Source organism: Glycomyces buryatensis, from assembly GCF_004912275.1.
Taxonomy (GTDB): domain Bacteria; phylum Actinomycetota; class Actinomycetes; order Mycobacteriales; family Micromonosporaceae; genus Glycomyces; species Glycomyces buryatensis.
In genome coordinates this window covers 205,480-226,985 of the sequence record NZ_STGY01000083.1, presented here as the reverse complement: position 1 = coordinate 226,985, position 21,506 = coordinate 205,480, and the positions used below count along the sequence as shown (strand labels likewise).

Sequence of the window (21,506 nt, the reverse complement as noted above, 5' to 3'; positions counted from 1 at the left end):
CCAGGTGAACGCACAATCGGAGTCGAACGTCCACACCGCGATAGCCAGCGGTCGTACCGGCCTGAGAACGGTCACGGCCATTCACAAGCGGTCACAGACGAACACATGGGCCCCGCGAGGGGGCCCATGTGGTGTGGAGCTCGCCGGAATCGAACTGGCAGACGACTTCTGGTACGAGACCATCGAAATCGCCGAGTGGACGCCCAAACACCGAAGGCTCCGGCGGGAGGACGATCCGCTCCGGATCGGGCGGCACAGCCGCGACCACATCACGAAGTTCCCGAACATGGCCAAGCGGCTCCGCGCCGCCTAACCCACCGCCGCGGACCTGGAGGTTCACATGCTGGGAGGCCACGAGGCGATCGAACGCATCCTCGGGGCGATACCGCCCGGTTGGACCTCCCACCACTTCGGCACCATTGCCGCGGGCGTGCAGGTCATCATGGACCCGCGGTTCCGGTCCACGTTCGGGCCCGCCGCGGTCTACTGCGAGCCCGACTAGGTCGCGTCCATCGCGGAGGCGCTGATGTCCGATCCGGACCGGTATGCGTCGCAGCAGTCGTCGGCCTGGTCCTACCTCGCCGACAATTTCTCGGACCGGGCGCTGACGGAGCGGCTGACGCGCAGCGTGCGATCGGACCGCCTCCGAGAGCGGCTGGGCTACACCCCAACCGTTTACTGGGAGCGGCGTTACCGGGGCGCAAGGACTCAGACGAGGGATCGCGCGGCGAACAGGGCGCCCACAAGGCGCAGTATGTCAGCGACCTCATCAAGGAGCGGCAGATTGCCAGTGTGATCGACTGGGGCTGCGGAGACGGTCAGGTCCTCGAGAAGATCGACCTGCACGGCGCCTCGTACCTGGGCGTCGACGTCTCCGAGACCATTGTGCGGCGCATGCGCGAGCGGTTTGCGGCGCAGCCTTGCTATCGCTTCGAACTGGCGGACGGTATCGACCGTTCGGAAGGCCGGGATCTCGCCTTGAGCATGGACGTGCTCTTCCACTTCCCAGTCGACACCGACTACGACGCCTACCTGTCGAAGCTTTTCGGCAGCGCTGATCGGTTCGTGCTCACCTACTCCACGAACTTCCCGGGGAGCCTGACGGCCCGACACGTGCGCCGACGCGAGTTCACCGCGGACGTCGCGAAGCGGTTCCCCGAATGGGAGCTCATCCGGACCGAAGCGCCGCTTTCCGAGGGACTGGCGTCGTTCTTCCCGTACGGGAAGACCGCCTGATCGGCGGGTACCGCCCACTAAGAGACCTAGGCGGCGCTACCGACGGCCCGGCCGGGGGACCTGCACGATGAGGACGGTGAGGTCGTCGGTGCGGACGTAGCCGCCGCCCTGGAAGTCGGCCTTGAGCTTGTGGTGCAGCCGGTCCGGGTCGCTGATCCCGGAGGCGATGTGGGCGTTGAGCATGGAGATCAGCGGGAACGTCTGCCCGTCGGCATTGCGGCCCTCGATCAGCCCGTCGCTGAAGGCGACGATGAGGTCGCCGGGCATGAGCGTTGCCTCGCGGACCTCGGTGCGCTGGAGTCCGAAGTCGGCCAGGCCGAGCGGCGGCATGGGCCGGACGTTGAGCGGAGTGGCGCTGTCGCGCACGAGCAGCGGGGCGGGGTGTCCGCACAGGACGATGCGGACGGTGTCGTGCCCGGGGGTGATCTCGATGAGCGCGGCGGTCGCGAACGACTGCTCCCAGTCGTCGCGGCCTCGGTTGTGGAGACGGACGCGCCGTTCCATGTGGGCGGCGAGGGTTTCCAGGTCGGGGTCGTCGAGGGCGCGTTCCCGGAAGGTTCCCAGGAGCGCCTCGGTGAGGTGGACCGTGGTGAGGCCGTGGCCCTGGACGTCGCCGACGACCGCCCGGATGCCCTGGTCGGTGTCCTGCACTTCGTAGAAGTCGCCGCCGACGAGGCCGGGACTGCCCTCGTGGGTGCGGTAGGCGACGGCGACCCGCAGCCCGCCGACGTGCTCGGGGAGTTCGGGGAGGATGGCGCCCTGGACGGTCTCGGCCACGAGCGTCATTTCCAGCAGCCGCATCACGATCCGGTTCCTGATCCAGGCGAGTGCGGCGCACAGGAGGCCGACGAACGCGATCGGCGGGAGGTCGGTCCAGGCGCTCTGCGGGTAGGGGAGGAGTCCCAGGGCTCCCGATCCGGCGCTGACGAGCGCGATGACGAAGAGCGTGGCGGCGGTGGTGGCGACGGGGCCGTTGACCAGGGCGGTGAACGCGGGCAACAGAACCAGCGCGTAGTTGGCGTACGGGATCATGACCGGGGTGACGAAGGCGATCGGCACGGTGACGGCGAGGAGGATGAGCGGCAGCAGCCGCAGCCACAGCACGGTGGTGGGGTGCCCGGCGGCGATGCGGTGCCACGGGGTTTCGGGCAGCACGTAGGACCTGAGGTAGCCCTGCATGTCGCCCTCGGTGCGCCCGGTCGCCTTCACGAGAGCGAGCGTAAGCGCGCTAAGCGGGCACGGGGCGCGAATGGGGATTCGGGGAGGGGGACGTGCGACGTGGCGGGGCCGGATCTGGGTATCCGGTCCCGCCACGGTGTGCCGTCAGCCGGTCTGCCGCGCGGCCTCGACCAGGTCGCGCAGGTGCTGCTCCTCCTCGCTGGAGAGCGAGGTCTGGATGATCCGGCCCTGGTACTGGCCTCCGAGCTCGCCGAGGACCTTGTCCTCGGTGGCGGAGCGGACCAGGAGAACGAGCGCGGCCGCGCCCGGTTCGAGTTCCCGGCCGAGGTTCTTCATGAACGAGTCGTCCACGCCCACATCGGTCATGGCCCCACCGGTGGCACCGGCCGCCGCGCCGACGGCCATGCCCAGCAGCGGGGCGAAGAACAGCAGCCCGATCAGGCCGCCCCACAGCGCCCCGCCCGCCGTGCTGACGCCGACGAGCGAGTTCGACTGGTGGAGTTTGATCTTGCCGTTCTCGCGGTGCTCGACCACGACCGCGTCGTCGAGCCGGATCAGTTCGCGTTTCTGCATGTCGGCGAGCTTGGACAGCACCGTATCGGCGGTTGCCACGTCCGGATACGCCACGGCGATCAGTTTGCTCATGCGGACCTTCCCCCTCTGCGTCGGCCGCCGGAGTCGGCGGCGCACAAGTCGGTTTTAACACCGCAAAACAGGCGTGTCCCGGCATTGGGACGAGTGCACCGTTCAGTGGGTCACGATGCGGGACCCGACCCGTCAAGAGCGCGTCAAGATCCGCGCGGCCCTCGTATTGAAGGCGTCAGACCTGTGGGCGGCGGCCGCGCGGCGGCGTTCACTCGGTTTCGCCGGTCGGGACACCTCCTCGAACGGTGACGCGGGAATACGCCGCGCCCCCCGAAGTCCATTGAGAAGAAGGAAGCAATGCCCGATCTTGCCTATCTGGCGCTGACGGTGATTGGATTCATCGCCTTGGGCCTTGTCGTCAAGGCGGCGGAGAAGCTGTGAGCGCAGCCAACCTCATCGGCGGCATCCTCGCCATCGCCGTCGGCGTCTACCTCGTCTTCGCGCTGCTGAAGCCGGAGCGCTTCTGATGGCCCGCACCCGTCGCCCCACCCGCACCCCGAACCGGAATAAACGCTGATGGCCGAGACGAGCACCAGCGCGGCCGGAGTCATCTTCATCGTCGCGATGATCGCGGCCCTCGCCGCCACCTACCGCCCCCTCGGCGACTACATCTACCGCACGGTCACCCGCGAGCACGACCGGCCCTGCTTTCAGAACACCATCGAGCGCGGCATCTATCGGCTCGTCGGCGTCAAACGCGACACCGAGCAGCGGTGGGGCGGCTACGCCCGCAGCGTGCTGGCGTTCTCGGCCGTGAGCGTCGTGTTCCTCTACGGTTTCCTGCGGCTCCAGTCGCTGCTGCCGTACAGCAACGGCCTCGAGGGCGTCCCCGCACCGCTGGCATGGAACACCGCGGTCAGCTTCACCACGAACACGAACTGGCAGGCCTACTCCGGTGAGGCCACGATGGGCATCGCGGTGCAGGCCGCCTGTCTGGCGGTGCAGAACTTCGTGTCCGCGGCCGTCGGCATCGCCGTCGCCATCGTCCTGGTCAGAGGGTTCGCCCGCAAGTTGACCGACAAGCTCGGGAACTTCTGGGTCGACCTGACCCGCATCGTGTTGTGGGTGCTGATCCCGATCAGCGCGGCCTGTGCGATCGTCCTGATCGCCGGCGGCGCGGTCCAGAACCTGAGCGACTTCACCACGGCCACCACGGCCACGGGCGACACCCAGATCATCACCGGTGGCCTGGTCGCCAGCCAGGAGGCCATCAAGGACCTCGGCACGAACGGCGGCGGCTACTACAACGTCAACGCCGCGCATCCGTTCGAGAATCCGACGTCGTGGACGAACTTCATCATTATCTACCTGTTCCTGGCCATCCCGTTCTCGCTGCCGCGCACCTTCGGGCGCATGGTCGGCGACAAGCGCCAGGGCCTGGCGATCGCCGCCGCCATGGGTGTCATCGCGATCGTCTCTGCCGGACTGGTCGTCGGCTTCGAGTCGTTCGCGGACGGCACCGTCCCGCAGGCCGTCACCGCCGCCATGGAGGGACGCGACGTGCGCTTCGGCGTCCCCGACTCGGCGCTGTTCGCGGCCGGCACGACCCTGACCTCGACCGGCTCGGTCGACTCGTTCCACGACTCCTACACCGCGTTCGGCGGCGGGATGCTCATCCTGAACATGATGCTCGGCGAGGTCGCCCCCGGCGGCGTCGGCGCGGGGCTCTACGGGATGCTCGTGCTCGCCGTCATCACCGTGTTCATCGCGGGCCTCATGGTCGGGCGCACCCCCGAGTACCTGGGCAAGAAGATCGGCGCCCGCGAGATCAAGCTCGCGGGAATGTACTTCCTGGTCACCCCGGCGCTGCTGCTGATCGGCCTCGCCGCGTCGATCGCCGTCCCCTCCAATCTGGAGTCGATGGCGAACTCGGGGCAGCACGGGCTCTCGGAGATGATGTACGCCTTCACCTCGGCCTCGAACAACAACGGTTCGGCCTTCGCCGGATTCGGCGCCGACACGCCGTGGTTCAACACCGCGCTGGGACTGTGCATGCTCTTCGGCCGGTTCCTGCCGATCATCCTGGCGCTCGCCCTGGCCGGATCGCTCGCCAGGCAGAGGCCCACCCCGGCTTCGGGCGGGACGTTCCCCACCCACCAACCGCTATTCGTCGGCATGGTCGTCGGCGTGACCGTCATTCTCGTCGCGCTGACCTTCCTGCCCGTCCTGGCTCTCGGCCCCCTGGCCGAGGGACTGCAATAGAGAGGTCCGCAAATGTCGAACCTGGCAACTGTGGCGCCGAAGACCCGCAACGGCCTCCTGGATCCAGCACAGTGGATCAAATCCGCGCCCGAGGCGCTCCGCAAACTCGACCCGCGCCTGATGTGGCGCAACCCGGTCATGTTCATCGTCGAGATCGGCGCGGTGTTCACCACGCTGCTCGCCATCGTCGATCCCAGCGTGTTCGCGTGGCTGATCACGGTGTGGCTGTGGCTGACCGTCCTGTTCGCCAACGCGGCGGAGGCGATCGCCGAGGGCCGCGGCAAGGCCCAGGCCGACAGCCTGCGCAAGGCCAAGACCGACACGCCCGCATACAAACTGAAGACGCAGAACACGGACATCGCCTCGCTCGACGTCGACGTGCTCGAAGTGGCTGCCCCCGACTTGAAACGCGGCGACCTGGTGCTTGTCAAGGCCGGGCAGATCATCCCCGGTGACGGCGACGTCGTCACCGGCATCGCCAGCGTGGACGAGTCCGCGATCACCGGCGAATCCGCGCCGGTCATCCGCGAATCCGGCGGCGACCGCTGCGCCGTCATGGGCGGCACCAAAGTCCTGTCGGACTGGGTCGTCGTGGAGATCACCGCCGAACCGGGCAAGTCCTTCCTCGACCGCATGATCGCGCTCGTCGAAGGCTCCGAACGGCGCAAGACCCCCAACGAGATCGCGCTCAACATCCTGCTGTCGGCGATGACGATCATCTTCCTGCTGGCCGTGGTCACCATGCAGCCGGTCGCGATCTACTCCAAGGAGTACATGGCCGCCGCGCCGGACACCGCCGTCCTCGACGGCGACGGCGTCACCGGCATCGTCATGGTCTCGCTGCTGGTCTGCCTGATCCCCACCACCATCGGGGCCCTGCTGTCGGCCATCGGCATCGCCGGCATGGACCGGCTCGTCCAGCGCAATGTGCTGGCCATGTCCGGCCGCGCCGTCGAGGCCGCGGGCGACGTCAACGTGCTGCTGCTCGACAAGACCGGCACGATCACCTACGGCAACCGCCGCGCCTCCTCGTTCCTACCGGTCCCCGGCGTCGCCGGACAGCGCCTGGCCGACGCCGCGCAGCTGTCCAGCCTCGCCGACGAGACCCCCGAGGGCCGCTCGATCGTCGTCTACGCGAAGGAGGGCTACGGCCTGCGTGAAAGGCACACGGGCGAACTTTCGCACGCCGACTGGGTCGAGTTCACCGCCCAGACCCGCATGAGCGGCGTCGACCTCGCCGAAACCGAAGTCCCGCACCGCATCCGCAAGGGCGCCGCCGGCTCGGTCATCGAATGGGTCAAGAGACACGACGGCTCCCCGAACCCGCGCGTGGACGACCTGGTCGACCAGGTCTCGCGCGAGGGCGGCACGCCGCTGGTCGTGGCCGAGCACCGCGAAGGCTCGCCCGCCGAGGTCCTGGGCGTCATCTACCTCAAGGACGTCGTCAAGGAGGGCATGGCCGAACGCTTCGAACGACTGCGCGCCATGGGCATCAGCACCGTCATGGTCACCGGCGACAACCCGCGCACCGCCGCGGCCATCGCGGGGGAGGCCGGCGTCGACGACTTCCTCGCCGAGGCCACACCCGAGGACAAGCTGGAGCGGATCAAGTCCGAACAAGACGCCGGCCGCATGGTCGCCATGACCGGCGACGGCACCAACGACGCGCCCGCGCTCGCGGCGGCCGACGTCGGCGTCGCCATGAACACCGGCACCTCCGCGGCCAAAGAGGCCGGCAACATGGTCGACCTCGACTCCGACCCGACCAAGCTCATCGAGATCGTCGCCATCGGCAAGCAGCTGCTGATGACCCGCGGCGCCCTGACGACCTTCTCCATCGCCAACGACATCGCCAAATACTTCGCGATCATTCCCGCGATCTTCGCGGCCGTGTACCCGGGACTCGACGCGCTCAACGTCATGCGCCTCGCCAGCCCCGAGTCGGCGATCATCTCGGCGGTCGTCTTCAACGCGATCATCATCATCGCCCTGGTCCCGCTGGCGCTCAAGGGCGTCGCGTACAAGCCCGGATCGGCCTCGTCGCTGCTGCGACGGAACCTCCTGGTCTACGGCCTCGGCGGCATCATCACGCCGTTCATCGGCATCAAACTCATCGACCTACTGGTCGCGCTCATTCCCGGGATCGCCTAATGCAACGTCTCCCCCGCTGGATCACCCAGCACCTGGCCGCCTTCCGCGCCCTGCTGGCGCTGACCGTCATCACCGGCATCCTCTACCCGCTGGCGATCCTCGCCGTCGCCCAGCTCCCCGGCCTCTCGGACAAAGCCGACGGCTCCCTGGTCTACGACGAGGACGGCTACGTCATCGGCTCCTCGCTCCTCGGCCAGTCCTTCACCGACGACGAAGGCGACGCCGTCCTGTCCTACTTCCAATCGCGGCCCTCCGCGGCCGGCGACGGCTACGACCCCCTCACCACCTCGGCGTCGAACCTCGGCCCCGAAGACGTCGTGGACGCACAGCCGGACCCCGCCCTGGGCTGGGACGGCGACGAGAACGCCGCGCAGAGCCTGCTCACGCAGGTGTGCGAGCGCTCGTTCACCATCGGCGCCCGCGAAGGCGTGGACGGCTCGCGCCCCTACTGCACACCCTCAGGTGAGAGCGCCGTCGGCGCCGTCCTCGGCGTCTACTACTCCCAAGGCACCGGCGGCGACGTCACCCGCGTCGTCAGCCTCAACGAGCAGTGCGGCACCGTCGAGTCCCCGTTCCTCGCCGTCTACGAGGGCACCGAGGTCGAGTGCGCCGAATACGGCGAGGACCACTCGGCCGCCATCGTCACGCCCATCGCGGGCGACGCGGGCGGCGACCCGGCCGTCCCGGCCGACGCCGTCACCGCCTCCGCCTCCGGCCTCGACCCGCACATCAGCCCCGAATACGCCGAGCTCCAAGCCGGGCGCATCGCGGCCGAACGCGGCACCGACTCCGGCACCGTCCTGGACCTCATCGACGACCACACCGACGGCCGCTTCCTGGGCTTCATGGGCGAACCCGCCGTGAACGTCCTCGAACTCAACCTGGCCCTCGACGAAGAGTTCCCGCTCACCTGAGCGCACGACCGACTGGCGGCCCCGAGAAAGACGGAGGATTCTTAATGGCTGTGACACGTGGCCAACTTCGGATCTACCTCGGGGCCGCCCCCGGCGTGGGCAAGACCTTCACAGCACTCGAGGAGGCCCACCGCCGCGCCGAACGCGGCACCGACGTCGTCATCGGCTTCGTGGAAACCCACGGCCGGCCCCAGACCGCCGCGCTCATCAAGGACCTCGAGACCACCCCCAGGCGAACCCTCGCCTACCGCGACACCGAGTTCGAAGAGTTCGACGTCGACGCCGTCCTCGCCCGCGCCCCCCGCATCGCCCTCGTGGACGAACTCGCCCACTCCAACATTCCCGGCTCGCGCAACGACAAGCGCTGGCAGGACATCGACGAACTCCTCGACGCCGGCATCGACGTCATCTCGACGGTCAATATCCAGCACCTCGAATCCCTCAACGACGTCGTCGCCGCCATCACCGGCGTACCCCAGCGCGAGACCGTCCCCGACGAGGTCGTCCGCCGCGCCGACCAGATCGAACTGGCCGACATCACCCCCGAGGCGCTGCGCCGCCGCATGGTCCACGGCAACGTGTACCCGCCCGAGAAGATCGACGCCGCGCTCGCCAACTACTTCCGCGTCGGCAACCTCACCGCGCTGCGCGAGATCGCGCTGCTGTGGCTGGCCGACAAGGTCGAAGACCAACTGGAGAAGTACCGCGCCGCCGAGGACATCAAGGCCACCTGGGAATCCAGGGAACGCGTGGTCGTCGCCCTCTCCGGCGGCGCCGAGGGCGACACCCTCGTCCGCCGCGCCGCCCGCATCGCCGCCAGAAGCGGCGGCGCCGACCTCAAGGCCGTCTACATCGCCTCGGGCGACGGCCTCACCAGCGCCCGCCACGCCCGCAACCTGGCCCGCCAACAGGGCCTCGTCGAAGACCTCGGCGGCTCCTACCACCAGGTCGTCGGCGACTCCATCCCCGAGACGCTGCTCGAATTCGCGCGCGGCGCCAACGCCACCCAACTCGTCCTCGGCGCCTCCCGCCGCGGCCGCTTCGCCCAGGTGCTCTCGCGCGGTGTCGGCGTCACCACCACCGCCAAATCCGGGCCGATCGACGTCCACCTCGTCACCCACGAGAAGGTCGCGAGCGCCCGCCGGGTCCGGGCCGGCCGCGGCCTCATCGGATCCGGCCGCCGCTGGACCGGAATCACCTTGGCGCTGCTGGGCATCCCCGCCCTCGTCACCGCACTGGTGCCGCTGCGCGAGGACCTGTCGCTGACCACGATGATCCTCATCGTCCTCACCGCCGTCATGGGCCTGACCCTCACCGGCGGCATGTGGCCCGCCCTCTTGGCCGCGCTCACCGGGTTCTTCCTGCTGAACTTCTTCTTCACCGTCCCCTACTACACGTTCAAGATGACCGACCAGGAGCACATCGTCTCTCTGGTCATCTTCGTGGCCCTGGCAATCGGCGGCGCGAGCGTCGTCAACCTCTCGGCGGCCCGCGCCCGGCTGGCCGCGCGAGCAAGCGCCGAAGCCCAGACCCTCGCGACCCTCGCCGGGAACGTGCTGCGCTCCCACCATCGCGTGTCCGACCTGCTCGAACAGCTGCGGGTGACGTTCTCGCTGGACTCGGTGACGCTGCTGGAGCGAGTCGAACCGGGCGCGGGCCCGACCGAGCGGCACGACGCCAAGTCGTGGCGGGCCCTGGCCTGCGCGGGCGCGCCGTGCCAGAGCCCGGGCGTGGCCGAGAACGACATTCCGATCAATGACGACCTGGCGCTGGCGCTGCGCGGGCACACCCTGGAGGCGCCGGACCGGCGGATCGCGCAGGCGTTCGCGATGCACGCGGCCGCGGCGCTGGAGCAGGAGCGGTTGGAGCGGCAGGCCGAAGCGGTGCAGCGGTTGACCGACACGGACAAGCTGCGGACGGCGCTGCTGGCGGCCGTCTCGCACGATCTGCGCACGCCGCTGGCGTCGGCGCGGGTGTCGGTGAGCAGCCTCAAGTCCACCGGGGATCTCTTCACTGCGGACGAGCGGGACGAGCTGCTGGAGGCGGCGGAGGCGTCGCTGGCGCGGCTGTCGGGCCTGGTGGACAACCTGCTCGACATGAGCCGCCTTCAGGCGGGAGTGCTGGGTGCCAGCCCGGTGCCGATCGCGCTGGACGAGGCGGTGCCGCCGGCCCTGGACGAGCTGGGCGAGGCGGCCGCCGACGTCGCGGTGCGGGTCTCGGCCGACCTGCCCGAGGTGATGGCCGATCCCGGTCTGCTGCAACGAATCCTGGTAAACGTCATCGGCAACGCGCTGCGGTTCAGCCCGGAGGGCCGGGCCCCGCAGGTGGGCGCGAGCGCCCACCGCGAACTGGTGCAACTGCGCATTTCGGACCACGGCCCGGGCGTGCCCGAGGAGGATCAGGAGCTCATGTTCACGCCGTTCCAGCGGCTCGGCGACCGGGACAATACGACCGGCGTCGGATTGGGGCTGGCGCTGTCACGGGGCCTGGCGGAGGCGATGGGCGGCTCCCTGGTCCCGGAGGCGACGCCGGGCGGCGGATTGACGATGGTGCTGACGTTGCCGCAGCGACCGGCCCCGGCAGATCGAGTCGAGCGCGAGTCCGTGGAAGGCGGGGACGAATGATCAAGGTGCTGGTGGTCGACGACGAGCCGCAGATCCTGCGGGCCTTGCGAATCAATCTCGCCGCGCACGGCTACGAGGTCAGCACGGCGATCGACGGGGCGCAGGCGCTGCGGCAGGCCGCGGCGGTGCTCCCGGACCTGATCGTGCTCGATCTGGGCCTGCCGGACATGGACGGCACCGAGGTCATCGCGGGCCTGCGCGGTTGGACGAAGGCGCCGATCCTGGTGCTGTCGGGCCGGGCGGCGAGCACGGACAAGATCGCGGCGCTGGACGCCGGGGCCGACGACTACGTGACCAAGCCGTTCGACATCGGCGAGCTGCTGGCGCGGGTGCGCGCGGTGGCCCGGCGCGGCGGCGGCGAGCCCGAGAAGCCGATCACCGAACTCGGTGACGCGGTCATCGACCTGGCCGCGCGCCAGGTGCGGCGGGCGGGGGAGCAGGTGCGGCTGACGCCGACCGAGTGGCAGCTGCTGGAGATCCTGCTGCGCAACCCGGGCAAGCTGGTGAGTCAGCGCGAGCTGCTTCACCGCGTGTGGGGCCCGTCGTACGACCGCGAGACGAACTACTTGCGCCAGTACATGGCCCAGCTCCGCCGCAAACTCGAAGCGGACCCGTCGCGGCCGGTCCATCTGCTGACCGAGCCGGGCATGGGGTACCGCTTCAGGCCGGAGGTCTGAAGGTGAGCGCAGTAGGCCGGAGGTCTGAAGGTGAGCGCAGTCGCCCCTGACGGGATTGTCGCAGGGGTGCGATTGAATGGACGCCATGAACTCTGAGACCAAGCGCGACAGGCTGATCGAAATCGGCGAGGCCCACCTGCCCAAGTCCGCGCACGAACGCTGGCGGCAACTGCTCGAACCGGCCGTCTATCTCGAGCACGCAGCCGACGGCGACTCCACAGTAGGATATCTCGGCGGCGAGGCATTCCTTCCCGAGGAGATGGCCTGGCCCGAATGGGAGGAATACGGTCCGCTGACGCTGTGGGCGACGATCGACTGCGCGGCCCTGCCACGCCTCGACCTGGACCTGGACCTGCCCGAGTCGGGAAAGCTGCTGTTCTTCCTGGCCGACGGCCAGCTCTGGGAAAGTTCGGCGACCCCCATCGGCTACACCGACGGCGTTGACCACAACTCGCACCGGGTCGTCTACCTGCCCGAAGGCACTCCCGTGAGTCCCCGCCCGCATCCGGCGCGGCTGCACTGCGTGGCCGAGGCCGAACCACTGACGGCCCGGATCGCCCTGAGCGGGCCCTGGATGCCCGCACATGCCTGGTTCGAGCGCTACGGTGACTCCGACACCGATGTACTGGCGGTGCTCGAAGGCGACGATTTCAATATCGACCTAGAACTCTGGGGAAATGCCGGGACCCACCTGGGCGGTCACCACTTCTCACTCCAGAACGACACCCTCGAAGAGCTGGTCCAATATGGCGTGTTCGAGGGGGAGGACCGCGGCGAGGCCGCGGTGACGGCTGAAATGGCGCGCTGGCGGTTGCTGTTGCAATTCTTCCCATTCGCTGACACGAAGCTCTGGTGCGGTGATTACACGCATGCCTACTGGTTCATCACCGCCGAGGACCTGACCGCCCGCCGGTTCGACCGGTCGATCCTCCAGGAACAGTGCACCTGAGGTTTCCCGCGGACGCGGCAAGCCGCCTTCAGGTCTCGTTCGAGTCCCGAAGGCGGCTTCCCCGTTGCGTTCTGGCGCTAGCCGGTCGGAGTAACGGCCTTCCCGGTCGACGCCGAGATCATGCCCGCGCACGATCCTCGCGCGGCCAGATCCGAGGCGATCGCCGTCTCATTCCTCGGCGGCCTCCTCGTCTCGGAAGCCCCATTCGCCGACGTTGGAGAAGGCGCGCATGGTGGTCGCCCAGTTGTCGCGGACGTTCACGACGTCGTCGCTGACCATGATCAGGGCCGGTGCCCAGGCGAGCGGCAGTTGCACGGCGTCGCCCAGGGCGATCGTCGCGGCCTCATTGGTCAGCTCGGCCGCCCGGTCCAGGTCGAGGGTGGTCGCCAGTTCGTCCACGATCGCGTCGACCTCGTCGTTCTGGTAGCCCAGGTAGTTGCCCTCGCCCCAGTAGTCGGCCGCCGCGGATGTGAACAGCGGCGTCTCGATGTAGTCGAACTGGACCAGGTCGAAGTCGCCCTCGGTGAGGACTGTATTCAGACCCCCGGCCGGGACGGGATCGCTCTCCACCGCGATGCCGATGCCCTCCAGGGTCGCGATGACCTGGTCGAGAATGATCGGGGCGAACGAATTGCCGTCCAGGCCGGCGCGGTAGGTCAGTGTCACCGCTTTGCCCTCGGCGGTGTGCAGCACGTCGTCCTCCCACGTGTAACCGGCGTCCTCCAGGATGGCGCGCGCCGCGTCGGTGTCGCCCGAGCCGAGCCCGGAATCCCCGATCTGGTCGGTGTAGTAAGGCGACTCGGGCCGGAACGGCACGCTCTTCATGGTCTCGATGTCCTCGTATGCGGCACCGTAGGCCCGCTGGTTCACCTCGTCGGCATTGATCGCGGTGAAGACCGCCAGGCGCAGGGCCTCGTCGGACAGGAACTCGTTCTTGATATTCGCGTCGATGTGCGACCAACCCGACTGGGGCGCGACGTTGTAGCGCACGCCCTCCTCGCCCGCGAGCTGATCGAGCAGCTCGGGATCGAAACTGGAGGGCGCGGCGCCGTCGATGGTGCCCTGCCGCAACTCGGTCACCATCGCCTCGGCGCCTTCGATGTACCGCAGCGTCAACGAGTCCAGCGTGGTCTGCTGCGATCCCGTCCATTCGGGATTGGGCTCGTACTCGGCCCACTCGCCGAGCTTCGCGTCGACCATCTTGAACGGCCCGGCGCTGTAGTCCAGCGGCGGGTTCTGGGAGAAGTCCGCGATCGAGTCCGCCATCTGCTGCGGGTCGGTCCGCCAGTCCGGGTACCCGCGGGCCTCGGCGATATGGGCCGGGTGCGTGATCACCTGCATGGCGAACCACTCGCCGTCGAGGAAACCGTCCTTATAGGTCACGACGACGGTGTTCTCCCCACCCTCCTCGATGCTCGCGACGTTCGAGCCGTAGTAGTCGCTGGCGGGCGCGCATTCGGCGCACTGCGCCTCGTCGCCGGAAGTGGCCTTCCAGTGCCACAGAAAGTCGTCGATGCCGATCGGCGTCCCGTCTCCCCAGGTCGCTTCCGGTTTGAGATGGTAGGCGACCTGGAGCGGCTCCTCCGAGAGCAGTTCGGGCCCTTCGGAGTAGATGCCGTCGTTGTAGTGGATCTCGCCGTTCTGGTCATAGGTGAAGACCGTCGGGCGCAGGGGCTGATTGATGATCGAGGTCGCCAGGCTGGAGCCGTAGACGTCGGCCTGTCCCCAGGCCTCCCAGGCGCCGCCGACGGCCCACACCAGGTCGCCGCCGTCCCGGCGGGGACCGGAGTTGCAGGTCGTGGGCTCGGATTCGCAGTCCTCGAACCCGGAGCCGGTGGCGGCATCGCCGCCCGAATCGGTGCAGGCGCCCACCGCGAGGAGGAGGGCGGCGCCTATCGCGGCCAGTAGGCGTGCTCGGGATTTATTGCCGCCGTTGAGGGTTGAAAGGTGGGGCATGGGTGTCCTTTCCGGGTGGATCGGAGCGGTTTGAAGGGGTATATGCATGAACGGTACTGAGCGTAATCGGACGGCGAGTACTTTGTCGACACCATCGCGGCCCGCGGCCGCGATCGCCCCGCACTGGGCAGCCCCCGCCGGGCCCCCGTGGCGCCCGGCGGGGAAGCGCTAGCGGACCTCGGCCAGGCCCCATTTCCGCTTGATGCGGCTGTCGGCGGTCCTGAAGATCGCGTCCACGGCGATGCCGATGAGCAGGACCACGATGATCCAAGTCAGGACCCGCGGCGCATTGTTGAACTCGCGGGCGCCCTGCATGAGCGCGCCGATCGAGCCCTGCCCCGCCACGATCACCAGCAGTTCACCGGCCATGAGGGAGCGCCAAGCGAACGCCCAGCCCTGCTTGAGACCCGAAACGTACGACGGCAGCGTCGCCGGCAGGATCACGTGCCGGTACAGGGTCAGGCCCCGCATTCCCAGAATCGCGCCCACCCGGCGCCATTCCTTCGGCACGTAGTCGATCCCCGAGATCAGGCCGTTGGCGATCGAGGGCACCGCGCCCAGGACCACCACGAACGCGATCGCCGACTCCGAGATCTGGAACAGCAGGATCGCCAAGGGGAACCACATGATCGAGGGCATCGTCTGCAGCCCGGTGATGAGGGAGCCGATCGCCGCCCGCAGCGGCTTGAACCGCGCCACCGCGATCCCCAGGACCGTCCCGACCGCCAGCGCCAGCGCGAAGGTCGTCAGCGCCCGCCACATGGTGATCCGGATGGCCGTCCAGAATTCGGCCGTGACCACGAACGACGACAGGTCCTCCCAGACCGTCAGCGGCGCAGGCAGCGTCCACGCGGGTTTGAGCTCCAGTTCGAAGATGACCTGCCAGGCGGCGATCACCAGTGCCAGGGCGAGGACCTTCGGCCACGTCGCCGCCCACAGCCCGGCCCCGACGCGGCCCAGACGCGTCTCGGTGACCGGAACCCGATCCAGCTCATCGAGCCCGGAGACCCACTCGGCCGACCGGTCCTGCGGTTCCGATTCCAATGTGTCCGGTTCCAGCGCGTCCGGTTGCAGTGCCTCCTGTTTACTAGGCATGGCGGGAGACCTCCGCTCGCAGGGCATCGGTGATCTCGGCGGCCAGCTCGGCCACCGGGGCGGAGTCGATCCGCCGCGGCCGCTCGATGCCGACATCGAAGGTCTCGAGCACCCGGCCAGGACGTGAACTGAGCAGCACCACCTGGTCGCCGAGGCGCACCGCTTCGCGGACGTTGTGGGTGACGAACAGGACCGTCAGGTTCCGCTCGCGCCAGATCCGTTCCAGCTCATCGTGGAGCAGGTCGCGGGTCATCGCGTCGAGCGCGCCGAACGGCTCGTCCATGAGCAGCACCGAGGCGTCCTGCGCGAGCGCCCGCGCCAGGGCGACCCGCTGGCGCATCCCGCCGGAGAGCTCGTGCGGGCGCTTGTCGGCGAAGCCCGAGAGCCGAACGACCTCGAGGAGTTCCCGCGCGCGCCGGCGTCGTTCCGCCCGACCGACGCCCTTCACCTGCATGGCGATCTCGACGTTGCCGGAGACGGTGAGCCAGGGGAACAGCGCCGATTCCTGGAACATCATCGCGACGGGCCGGTCGACGTGGTCGATGGAGCCGGCGGTGAGTTCGTCGAGTCCGGCGACGAGGGAGAGCAGAGTGCTCTTGCCGCAGCCGGAGGCGCCGAGCAGGCAGGTGAACCGGCCGGGCTCGACGTTCAGGGAGACGCCGTCGAGGGCGGTGACGGCGCCGGGGCCGCGGCCGTAGCGTTTGACGACATCGTGGAGTGCCACGGCCGCGCCCCGGGCCGTCGCCGCCGGCGTCGCTTGCCGGGTGAGGCTCATGCGAGGTCACCTGCCGAGACTGCGGCGTCGCCGCGTTCGGTGAGGGCCTCGTTGAGGAGGTCGAGGCGGTAGATGCCGGTGAGGTCGACCTCGTCGAGGAGGCCGACCTCGGTGGCGTGGTCGGCGCTTCCCTTGAGGGAGGCGGCGATCGGGTCGGCGGTGAAGCTGAGGGTGGTGAAGGCGGAGGCGACGACCTCGTCCGTGAGCCGGTTGCCCGAGAGCGCTTCGAGGTGATCGTTGACGGCGGTCTGGGCCTCCTCGGGGGAGTCGGTGATGTAGTCGATCGCGGCGAGGTGCCCGGTGATGAAGGCCTTCACCAGTTCCGGGTTGTTCTCCAGGAATTCGGTGGCGACGATGATGTGGACGGTGACGAACTCGCCGCCCTCCCACAGCTCCCGCTCGTCCTGGAAGATGTGGGCGCCATGGTCGAGGACGAGTTCGGAGTAGCGCGGCTCGACGGCCCAGGCGGCCTGCACGGTGCCGCCGTCGAAGGCCGCGGCGACCTCGGAGTTGTCGATGGGGACGACGGAGACGTCGCCGCCGCCGTTCTCGTCGGTCTCGTATCCCTGTTCCCGCAGCCAGTAGCGGGCCGCCACGTCCTGGGTGTTGCCCAGCTGCGGGGTGGCGACGGACTTCCCCTCCAGGTCTCGGGCGGAGGTGATGCCTTCGCCGACCACCAGTCCGGCGCCGCCGGAGGTCGATCCGGCGACGATGTGGAGGGCCTGGCCGCCGGACTGGGCCCAGCCGTTGATGGCCGGGTTGGGTCCGATGTAGGAGATGTCGATGGCGCCGGAGAACAGCGCCTCGATCGCCGAGGGGCCGGCGTTGAAGACCTCGGTCTCGATCGTCACCTCCGAGGGCAGGGCGTCCTCGAAGACGCCGGCCTGGAGCCCGACGAGGGCGGGGGCGTGGGTGATGTTGCCGAAGTATCCGAGCCGGATGACGCCGCCTGCGCCCTCGCCGCCCGAGGCGTCGTCCGAACCGCAGGCGGCCAGCACCGGGGCTGCGGTGAGGGCGGTGCCTGCGGCAGCGAGGACGCTGCGTCGTCTGACAGTGTTCATTGGGCCTCGATCTTCTAGTTATCCGATATATTTGATCAATCTAGTAGGAATTCTAGGATTGCCCGACCTGAGCGAACAACCTTCATCTCACTGAGCGGAATGTGCGGTGGGTCGCGGGACTCGAGCGGCCCCGTCAGAGTGCGTTCAGCGGTGGACGAGTACGCCGAACGCCGCAGCACCCCGCCGACGACCTACCGGCGGTCGGACCACGACTCTTCCACTGTCCCTATTAGAATTGGGGGACGACTCACGAGCCCCGCTGGACTAGCATGTGCCCTCAGCATGCACATGGGGAGGCACCGTGACGCTGTACTACCAGGCAGTCCTCCGCGACGGAGGCGACCGACTCGGGTCGAGACTGCGCGGGCGCTTCGCCGAATGGGTCCCGTTCGACGACGACGGATCGACACACGTCGAACTCTCCCGCGGTCGGACCCGGATCGCGCTGGCCGATTCCGAGAGTTGCGGGCGCTATCGCGTAGACCTCCCCACCGGGCCGGGACGGCTGCGCACCACCGCTACCTGGGCCAAGGACGCCCGCGGCGGCGGATGGGTCGCCTTCACCATCGAAGGCGAGCTCTCCGAGGACGCGGAACCGGTCCGCGCACCCGCGCTCCTCCCGCGCTTCCTGGAGTCCGGGCGCGCCACCGACGGGGCCATTCCACTCGAGGCCGCCGCCCACCTCATCGGACGCGACGAGGTCGACCAGCTGCTGAACTGGCTCGTGAACCCGCGCCGCAATGTCCCGGTCATCGTCCTCACCGTCGACCGCTCCGACGCCGAGATCGTCGCCGGCCACGCGGACCTGCTGGCCGAGCGCCTCGCCGGCATCGCGGTGGTGGCCCGCCTCTATGACGTCTCCGCCCAAGACCTGCTCAACCGGCGCCTCGGCGCGGACCTGACCGTGTTCGGCGGCGGGCTGCGCACTTACCTGCCCGGGCTGCGACCCGGCGAGGAGCGTTACCCGATGCGCCACCAGCCTCGCGGCGGCAAGGCCCTGCGCGACCAGGGGGCCCGGGCACTGGAGGTGGTCTTCGACGGCGTCATCGACTTCGCGGTCCACCGACCGCTGCCGACCGACGTACGCCAGGCCGACGCCCGCATCGACCGGGTCCTCGCCGGAGAACTCGCGCCCGACCAGCTTCACGCCGCCCCGCCCAACCCGGCCGAGCTCATCCGGGCCCGCAATCCGAAGGCGCCGGCGCCGATGAGCGCCGAACCGAGGGTCAGCGTCGCCGAATCGGGCCCGCCGGTCTCCGCCGCAGACAATGAATCGCCGGTGCCGAAACCGAGGAAGGCCGAAGCGGCCGAATCGACCCAGATAGACCTGCCGGAACCGGCCGGGACGTCCGCGTCTTCGGAGATTCCAAGTCGCGAGGCCGATCGAATCGCGGACCGAGTCAGCGACCTGGTCACCGGGAAACTCGAGGACGGCATCCTCAATGCGCTCGATATCGGATCCGGTGACACGGAGACCGCGCGGCTCGTCCGGGGGTTGTCGACGCAGATGGAGGCGCTGGTCGGTGCCATAGATGAGACGAATGTGCTGCGCGACAGGCGCAGCCGCGGCGATCACCACAAGCGTGAACTCGACCGGCTGCGGCGCGAGTACGACCAGCTCGAAGCCGAGTACAAGCTGATACTCGATGCCGAACGCCGTGGGGTCGAACGCATTCGGTGGCTGGAGGCGCGCCTGGCCGAGCACGCCGATCCCGTCTACGGGGTCGAGCAGCCAGGAGAGGTGTGGGAGGCTGACAGCCTCATGGAGGTGGTGCTGCGTGCTCGCGCGAGGCTCGAGCACCTCGAACTTCCCGAGACGCTGGACGCCGAGGTCGCCAAGCTCGATGTCACCCATCCCCGGTTGCGGCGGCGCTGGACCGCGAAGACTTGGGACGCCCTGCGCGCCCTCGACGCCTACGCGGCCGCCCGCGCGGAGGGGCGCTTCACCGGCGGGTTCTATGACTGGTGCTGCCGTCCGCTGCCGGGGAAACCGGCGATCACGCCGACCATGGTGTCCATGAAGGAATCGGAGACGGTCAGCGGCCGGTCGAAGTTCCGCGACGCGCGCACGTTCCGGGTGCCGGAGTCGATCGATCCGTCGGGCCGGATCTACATGCCTTCCCACATCAAGCTCCAGCAGGTCGGTTCGCCGGCCCCGAGGATGCATTTTCTGGACGACGCGGGCGGGACGACGGGCCGGGTCTGGATCGGCTACCTGGGGGATCACCTGCCCAATACGCGTACGAACTGAGCCGGCAGAAGTTTTTCCAGAAAACTTCTGCCGAGGTGTCGAAACGCGGTCGGCCCGATCGACCTAGGGGTGTACGCAAACCAGCACCTCTCCAAAAGGACGATCATCATGACCGCGCAGACCGCCAACGCCACGTTCACCGTCATCGGCAACCCCACCACCACCGCCACCGTCAATGCCGTCGCCCGGACTCCGCGCCGCGGCTGGAACATCACGCTCTGGGCCTTCCAGGTCCTCCTCTCGGCCTTCTTCGTGTGGGCCGCCGTCCCCAAGCTGGCCGGTGCCGAGGCCGCCGTCGCCGGGTTCGAAGCGATGGGCGCCGCCCCGTGGTTCCGGATCCTGACCGGCGCCGTCGAACTCGCCGGCGCGATCGGACTGGTGATCCCGCGACTGTCCAGTCTCGCCGCCGGGGGTCTGGCCCTGGTCATGGTGTGCGCGAGCTACACCAACCTCGTCGTGATGGACGCGCCCCTGGCCATGCTCACCCCGACCGCCGTCCTGTGCGCACTCTTCGTCGCGATCGCGTGGGCCCGCCGGGCCGAGACGGGCCGGCTGCTGGCGTTGCTTCACCGCCGATGACCTCGAATTCGATCGGCGCGCCCGGCTTCCGGGCGCGCCGATCCGTATTATGAGGACCGATCATCCGCACCGATGTCAGGAGGCCCCGTGTCCTATCCAGAACCGAAGTACCACGGCGACACCGGCGAGATCAACACTGTCTTCCGCGCGGCGGACGAGGCGGCGAACCTGGTGTTCGCGAAGGTGAACGGCTCGGCCGACTACCTGGCCACCGGCGCCTCCACGGGCGGGCAGTTCGGGCTTTACCAATGGAACATGAGCGCCAACCGCTCCGGTCCCGACCCGCACTTCCACAAGACCATTTCGGAGTCGTTCTACATTCTCTCCGGCACGGTGAGCCTCTTTAACGGCACCAAGTGGGTCGACGCCAAGCAGGGCGATTTCCTGTTCGTGCCCGAGGGCGGCATCCACGGTTTCCGCAACGAGTCGGGCGAACCGGCCTCGATGCTGCTCCTGTTCGCGCCCGGCGCGCCGCGCGAGGGCTATTTCGAAGGCCTGGCGACGCTCGGCGACCTGAGCGAGGAAGAGCGCCGCGCGTTCTTCGAGTACCACGACACGTACTGGGTCGACTGAGGACGCCGCCGGGCGGCCGTCACCGGTGGCGGACGCTGAAGTGCGGCATGCCTTCGGGTTCCTCCTCGGTCACCTCGACCCGCACCACCTCGGCGAGCGGCGGCCCGCCGCGGGTCCAATCGACCATCGCCTCCACCGAGGCGGCCGGGCCCTCGAAGACGGCCTCCACGGTGCCGTCCGGTCGATTGCGGACCCAGCCGTTCACGTGGTGCGACTCGGCCCGGTTCCGGCACTCCTGACGGAAGAACACGCCCTGCACCCGGCCGTGGACGACCACTCGCCGCCGGACCGGTGGCCCCGGGCCCAGATCGCTCGATGCTCGCTCCATCCGGCGAACATAGCGGACGCGACCGCCCTGCGGCGACAATGCGGCGCGATCGGACTTCAGGTGTCCTTCAGGGTCGTATGGGTAAGCTCGGGAACGGAATCGGGAAGGGGACCGAATGCAGGGAATGCGGCGATACGCACGGTGGATCGCGCTGGTCGTGCTGGTGGCAATGGCGGCGCCATTCCTGGCCTCGGCAATCGGCGCGCTGCTATCGGTCGAACCGATCTACGTCGCGGTGATCCTGCTGGCCGGCACGGTCGTGGCCGTGATCGTCATGGCCAGGCCCCGCGGCGAAGAAGGCGACTGACCGT

The 21,506-nt window shown here is 68.8% G+C and carries 21 protein-coding genes; 14 read left to right on the top strand and 7 right to left on the bottom strand.

Annotation, left to right across the window (positions count from 1 at the left end; genetic code table 11):
- The first annotated feature begins 133 nt into the window (after positions 1-133).
- The 3 genes from FAB82_RS27340 to FAB82_RS27330 all read left to right on the top strand — a co-directional run bounded on the left by FAB82_RS27340 (position 134) and on the right by FAB82_RS27330 (position 1,236).
- Positions 134-313 (top strand): hypothetical protein, encoded by a 180-nt coding sequence (locus FAB82_RS27340; RefSeq protein ID WP_168801778.1) that lies wholly within the window; start codon positions 134-136, stop codon positions 311-313.
- Positions 314-340: 27 nt separating this feature from the next.
- On the top strand, positions 341-502 hold the full coding sequence (locus FAB82_RS27335) for a hypothetical protein (RefSeq protein WP_168801777.1): 162 nt from the start codon (positions 341-343) through the stop codon (positions 500-502).
- A 290-nt stretch (positions 503-792) separates the two neighbouring features.
- Positions 793-1,236 (top strand): class I SAM-dependent methyltransferase, encoded by a 444-nt coding sequence (locus FAB82_RS27330; protein WP_168801776.1) that lies wholly within the window; start codon positions 793-795, stop codon positions 1,234-1,236.
- Positions 1,237-1,272: 36 nt separating this feature from the next.
- Here FAB82_RS27330 and FAB82_RS25870 read toward each other — a convergent pair whose 3' ends face one another.
- Together FAB82_RS25870 and FAB82_RS25865 are read right to left on the bottom strand one after the other, a co-directional pair.
- Complete coding sequence (locus FAB82_RS25870; protein WP_136537449.1) at positions 1,273-2,445, bottom strand: PP2C family protein-serine/threonine phosphatase; 1,173 nt, start codon at positions 2,443-2,445, stop codon at positions 1,273-1,275.
- Positions 2,446-2,559: 114 nt separating this feature from the next.
- Positions 2,560-3,060, bottom strand: coding sequence for a DUF1269 domain-containing protein (locus tag FAB82_RS25865; protein ID WP_136537448.1), 501 nt, complete (start codon positions 3,058-3,060; stop codon positions 2,560-2,562).
- 377 nt (positions 3,061-3,437) lie between these two features.
- On the opposite strand from FAB82_RS25865, the gene kdpF reads away from it, so the two are divergent.
- The 7 genes from kdpF to FAB82_RS25830 all read left to right on the top strand — a co-directional run bounded on the left by kdpF (position 3,438) and on the right by FAB82_RS25830 (position 12,577).
- Positions 3,438-3,527, top strand: coding sequence for a K(+)-transporting ATPase subunit F (gene kdpF / locus FAB82_RS25860; protein WP_136537447.1), 90 nt, complete (start codon positions 3,438-3,440; stop codon positions 3,525-3,527).
- 49 nt (positions 3,528-3,576) lie between these two features.
- Positions 3,577-5,262 carry a potassium-transporting ATPase subunit KdpA gene (gene kdpA, locus FAB82_RS25855; RefSeq protein WP_136537446.1) on the top strand — a complete coding sequence of 562 codons (1,686 nt, stop codon included), beginning with the start codon at positions 3,577-3,579 and terminating at the stop codon, positions 5,260-5,262.
- 12 nt (positions 5,263-5,274) lie between these two features.
- Positions 5,275-7,413: a potassium-transporting ATPase subunit KdpB gene (kdpB, locus tag FAB82_RS25850; RefSeq protein ID WP_136537445.1), complete on the top strand. Its 2,139-nt coding sequence runs from the start codon at positions 5,275-5,277 to the stop codon at positions 7,411-7,413.
- Positions 7,413-8,327, top strand: coding sequence for a potassium-transporting ATPase subunit C (locus FAB82_RS25845; RefSeq protein WP_136537444.1), 915 nt, complete (start codon positions 7,413-7,415; stop codon positions 8,325-8,327). Before kdpB ends, FAB82_RS25845 begins: the two co-directional genes overlap by 1 nt.
- 50 nt (positions 8,328-8,377) lie before the next feature.
- The gene (locus FAB82_RS25840; protein ID WP_136537582.1) at positions 8,378-10,951 is read left to right on the top strand and encodes a sensor histidine kinase; all 2,574 of its coding nucleotides are present in this window, start codon (positions 8,378-8,380) and stop codon (positions 10,949-10,951) included.
- On the top strand, positions 10,948-11,628 hold the full coding sequence (locus tag FAB82_RS25835) for a response regulator (protein WP_136537443.1): 681 nt from the start codon (positions 10,948-10,950) through the stop codon (positions 11,626-11,628). Before FAB82_RS25840 ends, FAB82_RS25835 begins: the two co-directional genes overlap by 4 nt.
- A gap of 85 nt (positions 11,629-11,713) precedes the next feature.
- Positions 11,714-12,577, top strand: a complete 864-nt coding sequence (locus FAB82_RS25830; RefSeq protein WP_168801775.1) for a DUF1963 domain-containing protein — start codon at positions 11,714-11,716, stop codon at positions 12,575-12,577.
- Between the two features lie 168 nt (positions 12,578-12,745).
- Here the strand turns inward: FAB82_RS25830 and FAB82_RS25825 are convergent, their stop codons facing one another.
- The 4 genes from FAB82_RS25825 to FAB82_RS25810 all read right to left on the bottom strand — a co-directional run bounded on the left by FAB82_RS25825 (position 12,746) and on the right by FAB82_RS25810 (position 17,464).
- Positions 12,746-14,533, bottom strand: coding sequence for an ABC transporter substrate-binding protein (locus FAB82_RS25825; protein WP_168801774.1), 1,788 nt, complete (start codon positions 14,531-14,533; stop codon positions 12,746-12,748).
- A gap of 168 nt (positions 14,534-14,701) precedes the next feature.
- Entirely contained in the window at positions 14,702-15,628 is a 927-nt protein-coding gene (locus tag FAB82_RS25820) for an ABC transporter permease (RefSeq protein WP_136537440.1), read from the bottom strand.
- Positions 15,621-16,403 (bottom strand): ABC transporter ATP-binding protein, encoded by a 783-nt coding sequence (locus tag FAB82_RS25815; RefSeq protein ID WP_136537439.1) that lies wholly within the window; start codon positions 16,401-16,403, stop codon positions 15,621-15,623. The genes FAB82_RS25820 and FAB82_RS25815 overlap by 8 nt, the downstream gene beginning before the upstream one ends.
- Positions 16,400-17,464, bottom strand: coding sequence for an aliphatic sulfonate ABC transporter substrate-binding protein (locus tag FAB82_RS25810; protein ID WP_136537438.1), 1,065 nt, complete (start codon positions 17,462-17,464; stop codon positions 16,400-16,402). Before FAB82_RS25810 ends, FAB82_RS25815 begins: the two co-directional genes overlap by 4 nt.
- Positions 17,465-17,765: 301 nt before the next feature.
- Between FAB82_RS25810 and FAB82_RS25805 the strand changes: the two genes are divergently transcribed.
- The 3 genes from FAB82_RS25805 to FAB82_RS25795 all read left to right on the top strand — a co-directional run bounded on the left by FAB82_RS25805 (position 17,766) and on the right by FAB82_RS25795 (position 20,867).
- Positions 17,766-19,715 carry a hypothetical protein gene (locus tag FAB82_RS25805; protein ID WP_136537437.1) on the top strand — a complete coding sequence of 650 codons (1,950 nt, stop codon included), beginning with the start codon at positions 17,766-17,768 and terminating at the stop codon, positions 19,713-19,715.
- Between the two features lie 108 nt (positions 19,716-19,823).
- Positions 19,824-20,294, top strand: coding sequence for a DoxX family protein (locus FAB82_RS25800; protein ID WP_136537436.1), 471 nt, complete (start codon positions 19,824-19,826; stop codon positions 20,292-20,294).
- A gap of 87 nt (positions 20,295-20,381) precedes the next feature.
- Positions 20,382-20,867 carry a cupin domain-containing protein gene (locus tag FAB82_RS25795; protein ID WP_136537435.1) on the top strand — a complete coding sequence of 162 codons (486 nt, stop codon included), beginning with the start codon at positions 20,382-20,384 and terminating at the stop codon, positions 20,865-20,867.
- Between the two features lie 19 nt (positions 20,868-20,886).
- Here the strand turns inward: FAB82_RS25795 and FAB82_RS25790 are convergent, their stop codons facing one another.
- Positions 20,887-21,195 carry an acylphosphatase gene (locus FAB82_RS25790; protein ID WP_136537434.1) on the bottom strand — a complete coding sequence of 103 codons (309 nt, stop codon included), beginning with the start codon at positions 21,193-21,195 and terminating at the stop codon, positions 20,887-20,889.
- A 124-nt stretch (positions 21,196-21,319) separates the two neighbouring features.
- Between FAB82_RS25790 and FAB82_RS25785 the strand changes: the two genes are divergently transcribed.
- Entirely contained in the window at positions 21,320-21,502 is a 183-nt protein-coding gene (locus FAB82_RS25785) for a hypothetical protein (RefSeq protein ID WP_136537433.1), read from the top strand.
- The last annotated feature ends 4 nt before the right edge of the window (positions 21,503-21,506 follow it).